Source organism: uncultured Pedobacter sp. (assembly GCF_913776295.1).
Taxonomy (GTDB): Bacteria; Bacteroidota; Bacteroidia; order Sphingobacteriales; family Sphingobacteriaceae; genus Pedobacter.
Genome location: NZ_CAJYOJ010000079.1, coordinates 26,576 through 44,906 on the forward strand (window position 1 = coordinate 26,576; position 18,331 = coordinate 44,906).

Below are 18,331 nucleotides of genomic sequence, written 5' to 3' on the forward strand. Positions count from 1 at the left end.
CTTCATTTTCAGCAACAATAAATTGTTAAAAAATTATTAAAAAAAAGGATACAAAATATAAGACTTTTTATACTTTTATCGTGCTAAAACCAAAAATAAATAAAATGATAGTAATTGCAGACGGCGGATCTACCAAAACAAATTGGTGTTTGATTAACGAGGCCGGCAGAAAAATTTACTTTAATACCGAAGGTTACAATCCATATTTTTCTAAAGGAGAGTACATTGTAAAGTCTTTGAATGAGACTCTTCCTGACCACTTGGAAAGAGAAAAATTGACAGCGGTTTATTACTACGGTGCCGGTTGTTCTACACCTGCAAATGTTAAGATTGTATCCGATGCCATGCAACAGGTTTTCACCAACGCAACCATCTTTGTAGGCCATGATTTACTCGCTTCATGTAGAGCACTCCTCGGAAACGAGCCTGGGTTTGCCGCTATTTTAGGCACAGGCACAAACTCATGCCTTTATGACGGGAATGAAATTACTATGAACATCGACTCTTTGGGTTATTTCTTAGGTGATGAAGGCAGCGGCTCTTACATCGGCAAACGCATTTTAAGCGATTACATGAAAGGCTATATGCCAAAAGGATTACGTGAGGCTTTTTATGACAATTATGCTTTAACCAACGAAGATATTTTTGATAATATTTACAATAAGCCGTTGCCAAACCGTTTCTGCGCAAGCTTTAGTAAATTCTTATACGATTTTAAAGATAATTATGAAGACTATACTTTCAGCACTATCGATTATGCATTTACGGCATTTTTTGAAGCTTTGGTGATCCACTATCCAAACTATAAAGACCACAAATTAAATTGTGTGGGTTCTGTAGGTTATAGTTTCCGCGATATTTTAAGTATTGTAGCCGACCGTTACGAAATGGGTGTAGGCAAAATTATCCGCTCGCCTATAGATGATCTGGTACACTACCACCTGGAGTTGGCGCCGAAGGCTTAGTTTGCAGTTGGGAGTTTTCAGTTTGGAGTTAACCGTTACTGAAAGCAGAGAAAACAATAAAAACCCCGGTTTGAAATTCAGACCGGGGTTTTTATTGATATAACAAATTTAATTATTTCTGCTTTTTTCAGCTCTCAGCTCCACGCCAAACGCTCTCCGCCCCTCGCCCTCCGCTAAAACGAAATCTCTTTACCAAAAAGCTTCGCGTATTTACGTTTATCAAAACGGTACAAAGTAGCTGCCCGATAAGAGACGCCTTTTTGTTTTTCATCAAGCTCTTTCAACACGCCAAAACTTATGATTTTCTTTCTAAAGTTCCTTTTATCGAGTTTTTTTCCCAGCACCAGCTCGTAAACATGTTGCAACTGTGTTAAGGTAAATTTCTCTGGCAGGAGTTCGAAGGCGATAGGCTGGTGTTTAATCCGCCGTTTTATTTTTTCTAAACCTTTATCATAAATTTTCTGGTGATCAAAAGCCAGTTTTGGCAGATCGGTAATCGGCAACCAATTGGCCCGCTTGGCGTAAGTGCTGATCGGGCGTAATTCCTTATCTCCACCTAAACGGATTAAAGCATAGTAGGCCAAAGTAATTACCCTACCTTGCGGGTGCCTGCCCGGATCGCCAAAAGCATAATACTGCTCCATATAAATACCCCGCAAACCGGTAAGCTCGTACAGAATCCGGGAAGCCGACTGATCTAAACTCTCATCAGGACCAACAATGTTACCGGGCAATGCCCACCAATCTTTAAATGGTTCTTCATTCCTTTCGATTAGCAGGATTTTTAATTCCTTACCATCAAATCCAAACAAAACGCAATCTATCGAGAATACAGAATCTAAATGAGGTAAAATTTGTTCCAAAGTAAAATTTAGTTATTTTAAACAGATAAAGGTATGACTTTCAATATTAAGTAAAAAAAATAAAATAAATTACTTAGTGTAAAAAATACACACTATATTCGTATTATAAAGATGAAGCCAAATATAAAAAATATAGCAGTATTAACATCTGGAGGCGATGCCCCTGGAATGAATGCAGCAATCAGAGCTGTTGTTCGTACCGGAATTTACCACGGCATTAACATGTTTGGGGTAATGCAAGGTTACCAAGGTTTAATAACCGACAACATAAAACCCATGGATGCCCGTTCTGTAAGTAATATTTTACACTTGGGTGGTACCATATTAAAAACTGCACGCTGTTTAGAATTCAAAACAGAAGAAGGTCAGCAGATTGCCTACAATAACTTAAAGAAAAATGACATTGATGGACTCGTGGTCATCGGAGGCGACGGAACGTTCACCGGTGCTAAACGTTTTTCAGAAACATTCGGCGTTAAGGTAATTGGTATACCGGGAACAATTGATAACGATTTAGTTGGATCCGACTTTACTTTAGGCTATGATACTGCTATTAATACCGTAATTGAAGCAATTGATAAAATCAGGGATACTGCCGATGCCCATGACCGTTTATTTTTTATAGAGGTAATGGGCCGCGATTCTGGATGTATCGCCTTAAGAAGTTCCATTGCCAGCGGTGCCGAAGCGGTATTGCTGCCAGAGAGAGAAACCAGTGTTAACGAATTGATTGATAAACTGGCTTTAGGTGCAGCAACTAAAAAATCTTCAAGCATTGTTATTGTGGCCGAAGGCCATAAACAAGGCGGTGCTTACGATATTGCTAAAAAAGTAAAAGAAACTTTTGACCATTATGACACCAAGGTAACCATTCTTGGTCATCTTCAGAGAGGTGGAAGTCCGAGCAGTTTCGACAGAATTTTGGGCAGTCGTTTAGGTTTTGCCGCGGTAAATGCGTTAATTGCAGGCGAAACGGAGCAAATGGTAGGTTTAAAAGGAAACGAGATAAAATTAACCAGCATCAGAGAGGCACTAACTGCTCATTCTTTTAAACTCGAACCCGATTTAATGGAAATGACAGAAGTACTTTCAATATAATATGGTAGCAGTTGTTTATAGCGGATCGAAAACGGCATTTTGGAAAATAACCCGAAATGGACAGGTAGTAGCACATTGTAATACTACCGGCCTAAATCCCTGCTTTGTTGATCCGAAAACAATTCTGCAGATTTTAAATAAAAAAGTTGTCCTGGTTAACCATGCAGAAAATATCAAGAAAATTTATTTTTTTGCAGCCGGAGCTTCATCATCAGATAGAAAACAGGTACTGGCCAAAACCCTGGCGTCATTTTTCAGATACAGCAAAATTGTAGTCGAAAATGATTTATTCGGTGCAGCCAAAGCCGCCTGTTACAATCAGCCAGGTATTGTTGGCATGCTGGGCAGCGGTGCGCATTGTGCCTATTTTGATGGAAAAAAACCACTGAACAACAATTTTGGATTAGGCTATATCCTGGGAGATGAAGGCTCATCAAATTATTTCGGAAAAATACTCCTCAAAGAATTTTTAAGCAAAAAAATGCCGCAGGATATAGAGACCAAATTTATATTGACGTATAATCTGGACCGCCCTCAGATATTGGAACGTATTTACAATAAGCCACAGGCTAATATATTTTTAACATCGTTTTTCGATTTCATTACCCATAACAGCAAACATGAGTATATCAGTAAGCTGATTGATGAGGGATTTGAAAAATACTTTGAAACCTATATTCTGCCTATATCGCTAAAACATAAAGATAGTGAACTGCATATTGTAGGAAAAGTGGCTGCCGAACTCGAAGACCAATTAAGGTTTGTTGCCGGTAAGTATGATCTAAAAATTAAAAGCATCATTAAAGAACCAATACAAAATTTATTAAAACATTACATTAATTAACAAACAATGAGCAAAATTGGAATAAACGGCTTTGGCCGTATTGGCAGACTGGTTTTCAGAGCCGCATTAAAAAGAGGATTGGATATCGTAGCGATCAATGATTTGATCGAGCCTGATTATATGGCATACATGTTAAAATATGATACTACGCATGGGAAATTTGATGGCACTATTGATGTTGTTGATGGCAACTTAGTGGTTAATGGCAAAACCATCCGCGTAACTGCAGAAAGAAATCCTGCTGATTTAAAATGGGATACTGTAGGTGTTGAAGTGGTAATCGAATCAACAGGTTTGTTCTTAACCCGTGTTGATGCCGAAAAACACATCGCTGCAGGTGCTAAAAAAGTAGTTTTCTCTGCGCCTGCCAAAGATAGCGATATCCCGACTTATGTGATGGGTGTTAACCACGATAAATTAACCGCAGATCAAACTATTGTTTCTAACGCATCTTGTACCACCAACTGTTTAGCACCAATTGCTAAAGTTTTAAACGATAACTTTGGTATTGTTGAAGGTTTAATGAGTACCATCCACGCGGTAACTGCAACTCAAAAAACTGTTGATGGTCCTTCTGCTAAAGACTGGAGAGGTGGCCGTGGCGGTTTTTCTAACATCATCCCTTCTTCTACCGGTGCGGCTAAAGCAGTAGGTATGGTGTTACCTGAATTAAAAGGTAAATTAACCGGTATGTCTTTCCGTGTTCCTGTTGCCGACGTTTCGGTAGTAGATTTAACTGCACGTTTAGAAAAACCGGCTACTTACGAGCAGATTAAAGCCGCCATGAAAGCAGCTTCTGAAGGCGAATTAAAAGGCGTTTTAGCCTATACTGAAGATGAAGTTGTTTCTTCTGACTTCATTGGTGATGATCATGCTTCTATTTTTGATGCTAAAGCTGGTATTTCATTAAATGATAACTTCGTTAAAGTGGTATCTTGGTACGATAACGAATGGGGATACTCTTCTGCATTAGCCAAATTTGTAGAATATTACGCAAGTTTGTAACTAAAAAATTGCTTCAAGCAATTTCAAACCATATTAAGGGCAACATTATTCAATTAATGTTGCCTTTTTATTTTGAAAACAATTTTCATCAGTAAAAATCTTCCCTAAAAACAAACAAAAGATTTATTTTATCAAAATCCGACTTCAAATATCTAGATAGCAATCATTTGAAGATGAAAAACGGGGTAAAAATTCAAAAAAAATTATTTCTAAGCTATAATCGAAACCGATTAAGACAAAAAGATAGCTAAATCTGATATATTTAACATTTTGTTAACACAGTTTTACCTTATCTTTGCAATACCATCATTTTAAATCCTAAAATCATCACTAAAAAAGAACAGGAAATAAAAATGACAAAAAAAATACTTAAAAATTTCTTAGTGTATTTTTTACACTATCATTTTTTTTACTATATTTGTATCATAATAAACGAGACGATGTTTATTATCAAGAAAAAAGATAAATCACTTTCTGATAAACCCTGTGGTTTAGAAAGAGAGTTAAAGACAAAGCCTGGCTCATAACAGGTTTATATTTGGTTAGAAAAAAGAGATACGTCTGGATGGAGTATCTCTTTTCTTTTATATAGCGTTTTTATTTAGAGGAGGATCAAACTACCTAAAATAACCTTTCGCAATCATGATTAATCAATTTGCAACATTCCTGATTTGACTAAGCTAAATTCCCGGATAAAATTTCTTTGTTTTATATTTGTTAAACCCCCAACCATCTAAATTTTTAACACAGCCTCCATTTCATGAGTAAGTTCAACAGGCCCTCAACTGCTAAAACCGAATACGAATCCCAGCGCCTGAACAAGCTTAGGCGTTATGACATTATCGATTCACCTCCTGAACTTCTTTTCGATCTGATTGCAGAGATAGCGAAAACCACCTTTAAAGCTACCGGATCATTTGTTTCGTTCATCGATGATAAGCAAGTTTATTTCAAAGCCAATACCAGTTTGATACCAGTTTCGGTAATGGAGAAAAAAGATAGCTTATGTACCCTGGCTTCGCAATCGGATGAAATTACCCTGATCGGAGATACTAAAACTTGTATTGCATTAAAAAACAATGCATACGTTAAAATGGATAATGGCATCCGATTTTATGCCGCCGCACCAATTACCACTATGGAAGGCTTTATAATTGGAACTGTCAGCGTAATCGACAATAAAGCCAGGCATGACATCGACAAAGACCAGCTAAGCGTATTAAAATGGTTAGCCAGGATTACCCTTGAAAAACTGGAATCGCGATTAATCCACCGCATTTCGGTACGGGCTTACGACGACCGCTTGCACCGGCTTGCGCACGACATGAAAAACCCGGCCACCTCACTGATTGCATATGGCCAGCTGTTGGAGAAAGGTTTGCTTTCGAAGGAAAAACTTGCGTCTGTAGGCAACAAAATTGAGCAAACCGGCCGCAATATCGAGCAAACGATGAATAACCTGCTGAATGAAGCCAAAAATGAGAATGCTGCCATAGATCTTAAATTCGAAACGGTTAAAGTAATGGACCTGATCAACGCTGCAGCTGCAACTTTTGACTTTACACTAAAGCAAAAACGACAAACGCTTAAAATAACCTGCCACACTGAAGGCCATATCCAGGTAGACCAAGAACGGATCAATGATGCTTTCAATAACCTGCTGAGCAATGCGATTAAATATTCGCATAAAGGTGCAAGTATAGAGATAATCTGCACCGCAGCCGCCAGTAACATTATATTTGAATTTAAAGACAACGGTTTGGGGCTGACCAAACAAGATATCTCCAGGTTGTTTACCAAGTTTGCCAAATTATCATCAGTGCCAACCGCAAAAGAACGCTCTCATGGCATTGGGCTATACATTGTTAAAACATTAGTGCAACTGCATGGCGGTAAAGTATGGGCAAGTAGTGCGGGCAAAAATTTAGGCAGCTCATTTTTTATTTCCTTGCCAAAATAAGAAGGTCTACCAATTAAGGATTAAAGCAAATCGTTTATCACTTATTTCAGAAGACTTTGAAATGAGTTACTTCATAAAGCATCAAGGATTTTATCAATACTGATGATTAACTGATGATCAGAGCAAAACTTCGATTCATAAAGGTAAAAGAATTTCAACGCTAAGTATTTTATGATTTAGGAGAAGGATTTTCGCTATAAAATAAGCAACTGAAAGTACCTGCCACATCACATCCAAAGCCAAAAGAAAAAAGGGATGTAACCTCCGGCTACATCCCTTATCTAAATTAACGCTCTCAACTTATGAAGTTGTATAAGGCTCTCACCCCTTATGCCTACAATATTACGACAGAAAAATTAAGATTTGATGAAGATTTTTAAATTAATTGTAAATAAATCGGTTTTTCTATCTTTTAATCGATTAAAAATAAACATTTACGCTTTAATAAGCCGGTGACACCATCTTCACTGAATTGAAATACTTCGTCGGGCTAAATCAACCGCCTAACCAGCTTACTCCGGATTCTGCTTAGCGTTTCGAGGCGCATCCCCAGGTAAGTAGCCAGATAACGTAAAGGGACCATAGATATATCAAAAGGATTCAGCTCTTTAAACTTTTCATAACGCCTTTCAGCAGATGGAATACGTGCCAGCATCGATCGCTCAGAAGCTGCATGGTACTGGATTTCGAGTATTTTTCGCCATATGATGTTTGTTTCCTGATAGTCAGCATAAAGCTCATTTATTAATAAGTACGGAATGGCAACCAATTCTGAATTCGCCAATGCCTGTAGATATTCTATAGAAGGTTTCGGGGAAGTACCTGGATACTGGATTGCACCAACAAATTCATTACCCGCACTAATCCAAGTGGTAATTTCTTTACGCTCATCTTTGATAAAACCCCTTACCAATCCTGATACCACAAAAAAAATGGAATTATTATTATCAATAGGAGACAAAATATGTTTATTCTTCATAATGAGAATAGGCTCCACATTTTCCTCTATTTTTTGGATAAATCCAGAAGTTATGGGATGCAACTGACTGAAATAGTTTAACACAGCGTTTACCAAAAACGCCTTCCGGGATTCGAGCATACACAATAGGGTTAGACTTTAGACCCTTAATTATAGCAATTTCGAATGAAATATAAAAATTTAATAGATTATTGGCACAATCGTTCAGCTACCGGTATTACAATGCAGACTTCCTGATGGTTTGAAGTGCCAGTTGATTTATCCAGGTAAAAATTCTAAGTTTAGTTTTATCAAATTGCGGAAAAGATCGCCAGGCTTCGCAAAATGTCTGCTCTAAAATTAATTTAGCTTTTTCTTCGTTATTCACATATCGTATAATATTTCCATAAATAGCTGCCGAATATTTCTGATAAAGCGCTTTGAATGCAACACCATCATAAGCCTGTAGCGTAGTAAAAAATAAATTATCATCCGATAATTCGGCTTTACTGCCAATGCTTAATTCTTGATAGATATCCCTTTGATATAATGGCTGCATGATTATTTTGATATTTACTAATAACACGAAGCGGTTATGTTTGTTTATTCAAGGCTGTAAAATCAAACAACCGAATGGAGTAAAAAGAATGATGTCCCGAAATACCAGGCCGTTTTGCAGCGATGTTAGTTAAGGTTTTAAAGTGGTGCCTGGGTTAGACGACAATTAAGCACTGAAAACACATTCTGTATTTTTTTATAGATCTGACTGGATATGGCATACCTAAATCTGATGCCCGAGATATTTCGGCCTATACCAAAGCATAAATTGCAAAACCAAAAAGACATGTAAATACTAGTCATCAATTCCTGGCAGCTTAGGAAGGTATTTGTCTTTGATCATTATTTTAAAATAATGCTTGCAAGAAACCATGCTTATTGTATCTTTGCAACCGCTCTGGAAGCTTCCACTCCAGGGTTTAAGAAAGCTTTCCAGCAATGGGAAGCTTTTCTTATTTAAATTAATGACCATTTTCTGGATAATCAATAAACAAAATACAATCATAATTTCTTAGCACATCAAACCTTGATAACGCTCGCCATTTGCAAAGCCTTAAGTTTCGACCATGATAAAGGAGCCTGCTGTTATGGTGATAATAAATCCCACCAAAGCCCTATGCTCATTTAAGGGTTTGGCGGGTTACATCATCACATTTTATTTGCTTTTAAAAATCGCGACAGCTAAAGGTGGTAAATCTATAATGATCGAATATTTCTGTCCATTATAGTCTTTTAAATCCGGGACAATATCCCCCCTATTGTTGATACCACCGCCATAGTAAACAATGTCATCCGTGTTAAAAATCTCTTTCCATTTGGTTTTAAACGGCACTCCAATTCTATAATTTTGGCGAACTACCGGGGTCAGGTTTATAGCAATAACTAAAGTATCTTTAGCCTTTGGTCCTTTGCGCATGTACACAAATACAGATTCGTTTGCATTGTCGGCATCAATCCATTGAAAACCTTCATAACTAAAATTGAAATGATACAAGGCAGGTTCTTTGCGATAAAGAAAATTTAAAGCTTTGACTATTTCCTGCATACCTTTATGTGGCGCATATTGTAATAAATGCCAATCTAGTGATTGTGTAAAGTTCCACTCGTTGGTTTGGGCAAACTCGTTGCCCATAAATAACAGTTTTGTCCCTGGGTGCGTAAACATGTACCCATAAAGCGCCCTTAAATTGGCAAATTTCTGCCAATCGTCGCCGGGCATTTTATAAAGCATCGGCGATTTACCATGTACTACCTCATCATGAGAGAAAGGTAACATGAAATTTTCGGTAAAAGCATAAGTCATGCTAAAACTTAGCTGATTATGGTGGTGTTTTCTACCCAAAGTATCTACTTTGAAATACTTTAAAGTATCGTTCATCCAACCCATCATCCATTTCATACCGAAACCTAATCCACCGGTATGCACCGGATGGGTAACACCAGGATAGGTACTGCTTTCTTCCGCAATGGTTTGTACGCCATCAAAACTTCCATATACAGCAACATTTAAATCCTGCAAAAACTGTATTGCTCCCAGATTTTCACTTCCGCCATACTCATTGGTTCCAGATTCTCCTTCCTCCCGCGAAAAAGTAAAATACAGCATCGAAGCAACAGCATCTACCCTTAATCCATCAGCATGATATTGATCGAGCCAGAATATAGCATTACTAATCAGAAAAGACCTTACTTCATTCCTATCGTAATTAAAAATATATGATTTCCAATCCGGATGAAATCCTTTACGCATATCAGCATGCTCATAAAGATGAGTCCCATCAAATTCATACAAACCGTGCCGATCGCCCGGAAAATGCGAGGGCACCCAATCCAATATTACCGCAATATTGGCTTTATGCAGTGCATCGATAAGATACATTAAATCCTGTGGCGAGCCATAGCGAGAACTTGCCGCAAAATACCCGGTGATCTGGTAGCCCCAGCTCGGAAAAAATGGAAATTCCATTACGGGCATTAGTTCTACGTGAGTAAAACCCATTTCCTTTACATACGGCACTAACCTGCCGGCCACTTCCCTGCAGGTTAAAACGCGTTCTGGATTGGCCGGATCACGCTCCCAGGAGCCTAAATGTACTTCATATACAGATATCGGTTGGTCTAAAGCATTTAGCTTTGCTCTTTTACTCAGCCAGGCTTTGTCTTTCCAGGTGTAATCAGTATCCCAAACAATCGAAGCGGTTTGAGGCGGATGCTCCCACCTCCGTGCATAAGGATCGCCTTTTAAATGTTCAGCATTATCAAAGCCCTTTACAAAATATTTATAAACTTCACCTTTGGCTATGCCTGGAATAAAGCCCTCCCAAATACCGGATTTATCCCATCGTTTATTCAAGCCATGCGAGGTGTTATTCCAATTGTTGAAGTTGCCCACCACACTTACAGCAATGGCGTTAGGTGCCCATACCGAAAAATAAACGCCCGGTGTACCATCAATTGTAACGAGGTGCGAACCCATTTTCTCGTAGAGCCTAAAATGCTTCCCAACCAGAAAAAGATCAATATCGTAATCGGTAAATAAACTGTGTACCCAAACCGCTTTTGTATGATTGGTTTTGGCTAAAGCTGCTTTTTTTGCAGTGACTTTTTTGGCTGATGGCATAGCTGTTTCTTGGCTAGATAAATTAGCCCCAAATGCTAAACAACATTTGGGGCTAAAAGATTTACAGACTTAAAATCTGTATTTCGGAGAAATTTTTATTGCTTTTGAAATGCAATATTTGCTGGTCGTCGGTATAAAAATCGTTGATTTCCTTATTATCAATAATAATTTTTTTCACCTGGAATTTCACACCAATAACATTACAAACATAAAACTCATAATTCGGCGTATACAATCCTTCAATACGTTGGTTTATCTTTAATGCCTGCATGTCGCCTTTAACGGTAAATTTCTTTTCGAGGTAAATATCCTGTTCGTAAGCAAAGGTATCACCGTGGTCTTCGTATAGGTATGAATTTACCTCGTAATCACTAGGATAGATATTTAAAACCACTTCTGTAATCGATTTTTCATCCACATACTGCATTACCGGATATTCTGGCAAAACAGAACCTGCACGCACAAACATAGGCATACTGTCTATCTTGGCGTCAACGGTATATTCATTGCCGCCTTCTAAAGTTTCATTCGACCAGAAATTATACCAGGTGCCTTTAGGCAGGTAGACTTTTCGAGAAATGGCTCCCTGCTCTAATACCGGACAAATCAAAAGTTTATCACCATAGCAAAATTCATCCTGACGGAAGCTGTTGCTGATGTTTTCCTGCTCAAGCATAACCAAGGGCCTTAAAATTGGAAAACCATAACGGTGATGTTCCCAGAATACCGAATATAAATAAGGCATTAAACGGTACCTCAACTCGATAAACTTGCGGTTAATGTTTTCAAAAAACTCACCAAAGCTCCAGGGTTCCCGCTCGGCCGTATCACCAGCAGAATGCGCACGCATAAATGGTGAAAAAGTACCCAACTGAATCCAGCGGGTAAACAACTCGCCATCAGGCTCACCGCTAAACCCACCAATGTCAGTTCCACAGAATGGCACACCAGAAACGGATAAACGCTGGCACTGAATATTTCCGATCTTCAAGTGCTCCCAGGTGGCTATATTATCGCCAGTCCACACACTTGCATAACGCTGCATCCCCGAATAACCAGCTCTTGTAATGGTAAAAGGACGTTTGTTGCGCATCAGTTTTTTAAGTCCTTCATAGGTGGAGCGCACCATCTGCATACCGTAAACGTTGTGTGCTTTGCGGTGGGAGCCGCGATAACCGTCATAATTGTGGCGTACATCGTTGGGGAAGGTACCTGAACCAAATACCGCAGGCTCGTTCATATCATTCCAGAAACCGGCAACGCCCATATCTACCAGTTCTTTGTACAAATTGCCCCACCAGGTACGTACCTTAGGGTTGGTAAAATCAGGGAACTGGCAGCGGCCGGGCCAAACATGCCCTTCCATATAATAATCGTCGCTGCGGCGACAGAAAAATCGTTTCTCTTTCCCCTCCTTAAATACCCAGTAATCGTCATCTACCTTAATACCGGGATCGATCATCACCACGGTTTTAAAACCATCATCAGAAAGCTCTTTGATCATTCGCTGCGGATCCGGAAAATACTTTTTATTCCAGGTGAAACAGCGATAACCATCCATATAGTCGATATCCAGGTAGATGGCATCGCAAGGAATTCTACGTTCCCTGAACTGTCTGGCTATTTCTTTAACCTTAGTTTCCGGATAATAGCTCCAGCGGCATTGCTGATAGCCTAATGTCCATTTTGGCGGCATTGGATGCGTACCCGTTAAAGTTGCATAGCGCTTAACCACATCCATAATATGCGGCCCATGGATATAGTAGTACTGTAATTCGCCACCATCGGCCCAAAAACTGGTTTTATTTACATCTTCTGAACCGAAATCGAAGTATGATTTAAAGGTGTTATCGAAAAAAATGCCGTAAGCGGCCTGGTTATGCAGCCCAATGTAGAATGGTATGGTACGGTACAGCGGATCCTGGTTCCAGCCGTAAGAATAGGCATCGGTATTCCAGTTTTCGAAGCGACGGCCCCGTAGGTTGAAATTACCAGATTTATCACCCAAACCAAAGAAATTTTCCTCCGGGTGACATTTTTTGGTTGCATAGATATAATAACCACCAAAATCTACATTTTCTTCCCAATGCATCGAGTTGACTTCATCAACCATCATCACATTGGTAATATTATCGTGGAAAGAAATATGGAAATTGGCCTTCTCTATTTTGCAGGTTACAGAATGGGTAGAAATCGTATAATGATCATCATGTTCCTGCATTTTGAATACCGAAACCTTTTGATCTACTTCTGGTACGGCATAAGAAAAATCATCTAAAAAAACACCATGTGGTGCCAGGCGCACCCTGATAATTTCATCACTCACCACACGCACTTCTACCCTTGCATCGCCGTCTGAGAAATAAAAACGATTACCTTCTTTCTTAACTTTTTTTACTTCACCAAGGTATTGTTTAACAATTGGCTTTACAGATATATCTACCGGATTGTTCAGGTGCTGTATTTCCTGCTCCTTATCAATCAAATTATTTGTTTCGTTGCTTTTATCGTTGTGAGCTTCCATCCTTATGTATCTATAATCAAAAACAATTCCTAAACCCTAATTTGTTTAAGAAAGTACTATAATACAAATATTTTATTAAAAGGGATCAAGCTTTTTTTCAAGGCCTGTTGATTAAAGTGTATAATTTACACTAAGTCATTACTTCTTCTCCGTCCATGAAGCGTAAACAATTAAATTTTAGACGAACCAGAATGTAGTTTAACCGTTATAAAGCCTTATCTGTCTCATCTTACTTTGAAATATTTTCAAATAATCCTGTTTATACTCTTGTGTTAAAAAACTCTTTTCAATCAAGTCCTTAACATGATCCACTTGCTTTGAGAATTCTTTATAGATGTTGTTTCTAACCTTATCCGCAATCCCTAAACTAACCGTAAACTGGTCAAAGTCAGCTCTTTTTATTTTCCGCTTTCTTCCTCCTAAGGTTAAGGCTAAATCCTCCTGATCTTTTGGGTAAATCAAATTAACGTTCAGTAAATCATAAGCTGGCGAAAACAGAATCCCCCTATGAGTATGCAGCAGGGAAAAGTTTTTAAGATGCATATCATTATTTCCTGTTAAAAATGAAAATAGCACCAATCGAAAAAATTTAATTACATCCAGTCCTGAGTTTGAAGCATAATGTTTAATGACCTTTCCTACACGCTCATAAGAACTTTTATATTTTTGTTCGGTTAATAATTCAGAAAGCTGGCACAAATCTTCTACATGAACTTTCGTACCCTTAACACGGTCAAACCTTTTGGTGATATAAGCAAGCTCATTTGTTGAAGTTTTAATTAACGCATGTTGAGCAGTTTCAATTTTAAAAAGCCTGGCCAGGTGCATTGTCAGGTCTTCTACTTCTGGCATAAATTTAAAATCTGTTGATTGTGGTTTCAATATAAAATCGCCCCACAACCCAACTAAAGTTAACCTTTTGTTAGCCTTCTCTCCTGTTAAACTCAATGATATTTTAGGCTGAACCCCTGTAACTGCCAATCTTTCATTTACAGTAAATTGCGCCAATTGTCTTAACTTTTCCTTATCCAATTCTAATTTTGGCACTTCTGCTGTTCCAAAAAACTTTTTTGAGCATGCCACATGATATTCCCCTGTTTCAAGTGCTTGATAGCAAAACAAACAATTAGCCATTTTCTTCTTCCTCCATTGGATACACGGAAACCGCTCCAATTGTATCTCTACATAAATTTATCAATAACTCGAAGCGATCATTCGGGTTAAGTTTCCAATATTTTTCACCAATATCCAACAACCAGCCTTCTGGTATCAGCCCATCAAAAAAAGGGAATAATACTTTATTACGGTATTGATGCTCAGCAAGAGGTAATGTCAGACTAATTGCAAAAGCATTTTCGCTTTTCAAATACTCCATATCGTATTGAAATGCGTATCCATCATCTGTTTCTGAAAGATGTCCGGCCAACTGACCTTGGTAATATATTTTTGCTTTTCTAATCATTTTCATCAGTACGGTTAACAATACCAACTTCCTTCCCAAACAAGGCTAAAACATCATTTACCTTATCTAATCGAAGGGTTTTCTTACCCTGCTCTAAATCTCGAACGAAATTTAATCCGACACCTGCATTTAAAGCTAAATCTTCCTGAGTTAAACCCAATTCTTTCCGTTTCGCTTTTATAAAAGTCCTTATTGTTTTCATATTATATGCTATCGGATATAAAAATAATAATTTTAGTTAAAAATATATGCGATCGGATATAAAAAGAAACAAATAAACTAAAACTATATGGGATCGTATATAAAAATCAGATAAAAGGCAAAATTATATCCTATTGCATATAATTTTAAATGTATGAGAGCGATCTGATAAATTCAAATTCATTTTAACAAAAAAGCCCGCTGAGTTGGTATACAGCGGGCTTAAAAAACAATAAGTTAATTATGGATTAAAAGTTAGTCCAACATAGTAAATTGCACCAGCCATAGGGTTACCATAAGAAGTGATATAATATTTATTTAATACGTTAGAACCGCCCAATTTCACCACTGATTGTACCGAAGGAATTCTTAAACTCACCTGTGCATCTAAAGAACTGTAAGCAGGCACCTGTCCTGAAGCAAAAGAAGAATTCCAGTAAAACTGATCTTGCCAGCGGTAAGAAACGTTAAAGCCAAAATTTTTAATAATCTCTTTATTACCCAAGCCCAGATTATAACGGATTTTAGGCGTATTAAAATCATTAATATAATTTACCGGTAAATCTCCAATCTGGTTATAGGAAACGTTACCACTCATGTTCCATTTGCCTACCAGATAATCAAGCCCCAAGGCAGCACCATAAGAAGTTACTTCACCTTCTGCATTCACCGGAACACCGAATTTTACAAAACTTCCGTTTACGTTTTGGTAAACATCAACAGCAGTGATAAAATCTTTATAAATACTATAATAACCATAAGCATCAATTAATAAGTTAGGCAATATCAAACCTTTATAACCTAACTCATAGGATTGAACACTTTCAGGACGTACCCCTTTAGCATCAAAGTTGTATTGTTGCAAAAGTGCCGGGTTTGGCGTTCCTGTAGACGCAGCCGATGCTAAAAATGCGCGATAACTTACATCGGTAAAAGGTTTATTGCTATCAAGATGGTATTTACCGAACATAATTTCTGGCAAACCACCAATTAAACGTTGCGAACCTCCGCCAACAGATAAATCGATATATTGATTCTGCGTAGTTGGGTTACGGTAGCCGGTTTGATATGAAACCCGAATGTTGTTATCTTTCGCAACCGTAAACACTCCGGTGATCCTTGGTGTAAAACGGCCTTCAAAGTTCTGGCTTTTATCATAACGGCCGGCAAAAGTAAGTTTAACTTTATCATTAAAGAATTTTTTACCGATCTGTCCAAATGCACCGTATTCTTTAATGTCTATTGAATTAATTAAGTCATTAAAAATAGTTCCGGCTGAATTTAAATCATAAAGACGGTAAGAGGCACCCACTTGAAATTCTACTACTTTATCAAAAAGATTGGTGAAGTTGTACATGCCCTCGTAATGATACAGATTTGATTTATCGTCGAATTTTGCACCATAAATACCTTTCGATGGATCAGAAGCACTGATAGTGGTATTCATAATCTGATCTTTTGCCTGGTTAAACTGAGGTGAACCTGGCTCGAAACGGCCCTGGTTAGCAGCATTTCTGGCTAAAGCATGCGCAGCAGCATCGCCCTGCCCGGCAGCCCTGGCACCAACATAATTGCCAATATATTGTGGAAACCAGGTTGTAGATGGTTTCGAAAGTTCATTGATGTAACTACCCAGAATAGATGAAATATAGGAATCTCCCGAACGCTCCTGAGTAGTGTACGCTTTAACAAAAAAATCTTCACCTTTTATTTCGAGTTTATATTGGCCAATATTAAAATTGCGTAATGAGTAACGATCAGAACCGGTATATACCGAAGTTCCTGTACCCCAATTAGCCTGTGCCACAGCCTGCACGGTATTACTGATATTGTAATATAATGCACCAGAAGCTTTTAATGATTTGGTATTATAATCAACCAGATTTTCCTCATTATAACCTGTTCTGGATACATTTTGATCAGGAATCAAATTCGCTTTTAAGCCCACATAAAACGGTAAATAATTTTGTACTGCGGGACGTAGCGCAGCCGGCAAACTTGCAAGAAACCCCGCCTGTTGGGCCGCATTTGGAATAGCCGCTCCGAAAGCCCCGTCCATAGCTGTTTTAATGTTTGGGATTAAACCGCCTGAACCAACATTAATCCCGGAAATTGTTGCATTCTGAACGCTTAGCGCCACATTACGCATATTCTGGCTTACCTCATCTCCATACACATTTATTCCGTCGTAATTGGTATCGCTGTTGCGGTCGCCAGCCTTTGCTGTTCTGGCAATGCGGTCAAAATTTGAATAGTTGTTTCCAAACCAATCTTTGGCCTGCAGGAATGAAAATGCTGCTTTTACCCCAAATTTATTGTTCCATGATTTAGCCATACGTACATCCAACTGGTTAAATGGTTGTACCGTACTGTTGTTATCATTTACATGGTTAACCCCTGTTTTGTATTGAAAACTGGCGCCTGGATGTTTAAAAGGATCTTTTGAAGTCATTAGCAATGTACCACTGATCCCACCCGCGCCATAAAGTGCAGATGAAGCACCTGGCAAAAGTTCCACATTATCTACATCAAGCTCGGTAATACCTACAATATTACCTACAGAAAAATTTAGTCCCGGGGCCTGATTATCCATTCCATCAATGTACTGGTTAAAACGTGTATTGCCGTTAGAATTGAAACCCCGTGTATTGATCGATTTAAAAGTTAAACTCTGCATGCTGCTTTCTACCCCTTTCATATTGTTCAGCGCATCGTAAAAGGATGGAGCAGCAATTTCTCTAATCGCGGCAGCACTCATCCGCTCGATGGAAACCGGGGACTCTAAAATGCGCTCGGGCGTGCGCGAAGCAGAAACCACCACATCACCACCCAATACCACTACAGTTTCCATTTCGAGATTAATACCTGATGTGCTTCCGTTAATTTGCTGTTCTACGGTGCCATAGCCCACATAAGATGCCACCAAAGTAAAAGGTACTTTTGCCAATGTACCAAAGCTGAAAGTTCCATTGGCTGTAGAAGCCGTACCTCCAGACTGACCTTTAATGGTTAAACTAACTCCAGCCAATCCTTCTTTGGTTTGCTTGTCTCTTACGGTTCCGCTCACCGTAATATTTTGTGCACGTGCTGCCATATCACCAGCAAACACAAATAATAACACATAAAAGATCTTGGTAAAAATTCTGCTCATAAGCGATTGACAATTTGGTTATTTGTATTATTAGTTATATAAACTTAATTTCTTTTTTTGAATTAAACAAATGATGGATGCATAATAGTTTCAAAACAAATTATAATTTTGATTGATATACA

The 18,331-nt window shown here is 38.3% G+C and carries 14 protein-coding genes; 5 read left to right on the forward strand and 9 right to left on the reverse strand.

Going from position 1 to position 18,331, the window contains the following annotated elements:
• Window positions 1-104: 104 nt before the first annotated feature.
• Window positions 105-965, forward strand: coding sequence for an N-acetylglucosamine kinase (locus tag QZ738_RS18710; RefSeq protein WP_293789412.1), 861 nt, complete (start codon window positions 105-107; stop codon window positions 963-965).
• A 173-nt stretch (window positions 966-1,138) separates the two neighbouring features.
• Here the strand turns inward: QZ738_RS18710 and QZ738_RS18715 are convergent, their stop codons facing one another.
• The gene (locus tag QZ738_RS18715; protein WP_293789414.1) at window positions 1,139-1,828 is read right to left on the reverse strand and encodes an NUDIX domain-containing protein; all 690 of its coding nucleotides are present in this window, start codon (window positions 1,826-1,828) and stop codon (window positions 1,139-1,141) included.
• Window positions 1,829-1,939: 111 nt separating this feature from the next.
• Between QZ738_RS18715 and pfkA the strand changes: the two genes are divergently transcribed.
• The 4 genes from pfkA (at window position 1,940) to QZ738_RS18735 (ending at window position 6,735) form a co-directional block, all read left to right on the forward strand.
• Window positions 1,940-2,926, forward strand: a complete 987-nt coding sequence (pfkA, locus tag QZ738_RS18720) for a 6-phosphofructokinase (protein WP_293789416.1) — start codon at window positions 1,940-1,942, stop codon at window positions 2,924-2,926.
• Window position 2,927: 1 nt separating this feature from the next.
• Window positions 2,928-3,770, forward strand: a complete 843-nt coding sequence (locus QZ738_RS18725; RefSeq protein ID WP_293789418.1) for a hypothetical protein — start codon at window positions 2,928-2,930, stop codon at window positions 3,768-3,770.
• 6 nt (window positions 3,771-3,776) lie between these two features.
• The gene (gene gap / locus QZ738_RS18730) at window positions 3,777-4,775 is read left to right on the forward strand and encodes a type I glyceraldehyde-3-phosphate dehydrogenase (RefSeq protein WP_293789420.1); all 999 of its coding nucleotides are present in this window, start codon (window positions 3,777-3,779) and stop codon (window positions 4,773-4,775) included.
• A 760-nt stretch (window positions 4,776-5,535) separates the two neighbouring features.
• A complete protein-coding gene (locus tag QZ738_RS18735; protein WP_293789422.1) occupies window positions 5,536-6,735 on the forward strand; it encodes a GAF domain-containing sensor histidine kinase in 1,200 nt (399 codons plus the stop codon).
• A 490-nt stretch (window positions 6,736-7,225) separates the two neighbouring features.
• Here the strand turns inward: QZ738_RS18735 and QZ738_RS18740 are convergent, their stop codons facing one another.
• The 8 genes from QZ738_RS18740 to QZ738_RS18775 all read right to left on the reverse strand — a co-directional run bounded on the left by QZ738_RS18740 (window position 7,226) and on the right by QZ738_RS18775 (window position 18,209).
• Entirely contained in the window at window positions 7,226-7,834 is a 609-nt protein-coding gene (locus QZ738_RS18740; protein ID WP_293789424.1) for a Crp/Fnr family transcriptional regulator, read from the reverse strand.
• A 97-nt stretch (window positions 7,835-7,931) separates the two neighbouring features.
• On the reverse strand, window positions 7,932-8,252 hold the full coding sequence (locus QZ738_RS18745; protein ID WP_293789426.1) for a sigma factor: 321 nt from the start codon (window positions 8,250-8,252) through the stop codon (window positions 7,932-7,934).
• Between the two features lie 654 nt (window positions 8,253-8,906).
• The gene (gene glgB, locus QZ738_RS18750; RefSeq protein ID WP_293789427.1) at window positions 8,907-10,871 is read right to left on the reverse strand and encodes a 1,4-alpha-glucan branching protein GlgB; all 1,965 of its coding nucleotides are present in this window, start codon (window positions 10,869-10,871) and stop codon (window positions 8,907-8,909) included.
• Between the two features lie 61 nt (window positions 10,872-10,932).
• Entirely contained in the window at window positions 10,933-13,395 is a 2,463-nt protein-coding gene (locus tag QZ738_RS18755; RefSeq protein ID WP_293789428.1) for a glycoside hydrolase family 31 protein, read from the reverse strand.
• 198 nt (window positions 13,396-13,593) lie between these two features.
• Window positions 13,594-14,529, reverse strand: a complete 936-nt coding sequence (locus tag QZ738_RS18760) for a HipA domain-containing protein (protein ID WP_293789429.1) — start codon at window positions 14,527-14,529, stop codon at window positions 13,594-13,596.
• Complete coding sequence (locus tag QZ738_RS18765; RefSeq protein ID WP_293789430.1) at window positions 14,522-14,857, reverse strand: HipA N-terminal domain-containing protein; 336 nt, start codon at window positions 14,855-14,857, stop codon at window positions 14,522-14,524. The genes QZ738_RS18760 and QZ738_RS18765 overlap by 8 nt, the downstream gene beginning before the upstream one ends.
• Window positions 14,850-15,059, reverse strand: coding sequence for a helix-turn-helix transcriptional regulator (locus QZ738_RS18770; RefSeq protein ID WP_293789432.1), 210 nt, complete (start codon window positions 15,057-15,059; stop codon window positions 14,850-14,852). The genes QZ738_RS18765 and QZ738_RS18770 overlap by 8 nt, the downstream gene beginning before the upstream one ends.
• 240 nt (window positions 15,060-15,299) lie before the next feature.
• A complete protein-coding gene (locus tag QZ738_RS18775; RefSeq protein ID WP_293789434.1) occupies window positions 15,300-18,209 on the reverse strand; it encodes a TonB-dependent receptor in 2,910 nt (969 codons plus the stop codon).
• Window positions 18,210-18,331 lie beyond the last annotated feature (122 nt).

Bases quoted from the DNA above. Each gene is read 5' to 3' on its own strand.
- QZ738_RS18725 (WP_293789418.1), top strand. From the start codon at position 2,928: ATGGTAGCAGTTGTTTATAGCGGATCGAAAACGGCATTTTGGAAAATA.
- QZ738_RS18755 (WP_293789428.1), bottom strand. From the start codon at position 13,395: ATGGAAGCTCACAACGATAAAAGCAACGAAACAAATAATTTGATTGAT.
- QZ738_RS18745 (WP_293789426.1), bottom strand. From the start codon at position 8,252: ATGCAGCCATTATATCAAAGGGATATCTATCAAGAATTAAGCATTGGC.
- QZ738_RS18775 (WP_293789434.1), bottom strand. From the start codon at position 18,209: ATGAGCAGAATTTTTACCAAGATCTTTTATGTGTTATTATTTGTGTTT.
- QZ738_RS18710 (WP_293789412.1), top strand. From the start codon at position 105: ATGATAGTAATTGCAGACGGCGGATCTACCAAAACAAATTGGTGTTTG.
- QZ738_RS18765 (WP_293789430.1), bottom strand. From the start codon at position 14,857: ATGATTAGAAAAGCAAAAATATATTACCAAGGTCAGTTGGCCGGACAT.
- QZ738_RS18740 (WP_293789424.1), bottom strand. From the start codon at position 7,834: ATGCTCGAATCCCGGAAGGCGTTTTTGGTAAACGCTGTGTTAAACTAT.
- QZ738_RS18735 (WP_293789422.1), top strand. From the start codon at position 5,536: ATGAGTAAGTTCAACAGGCCCTCAACTGCTAAAACCGAATACGAATCC.
- QZ738_RS18760 (WP_293789429.1), bottom strand. From the start codon at position 14,529: ATGGCTAATTGTTTGTTTTGCTATCAAGCACTTGAAACAGGGGAATAT.
- gap (WP_293789420.1), top strand. From the start codon at position 3,777: ATGAGCAAAATTGGAATAAACGGCTTTGGCCGTATTGGCAGACTGGTT.
- QZ738_RS18770 (WP_293789432.1), bottom strand. From the start codon at position 15,059: ATGAAAACAATAAGGACTTTTATAAAAGCGAAACGGAAAGAATTGGGT.
- glgB (WP_293789427.1), bottom strand. From the start codon at position 10,871: ATGCCATCAGCCAAAAAAGTCACTGCAAAAAAAGCAGCTTTAGCCAAA.
- pfkA (WP_293789416.1), top strand. From the start codon at position 1,940: ATGAAGCCAAATATAAAAAATATAGCAGTATTAACATCTGGAGGCGAT.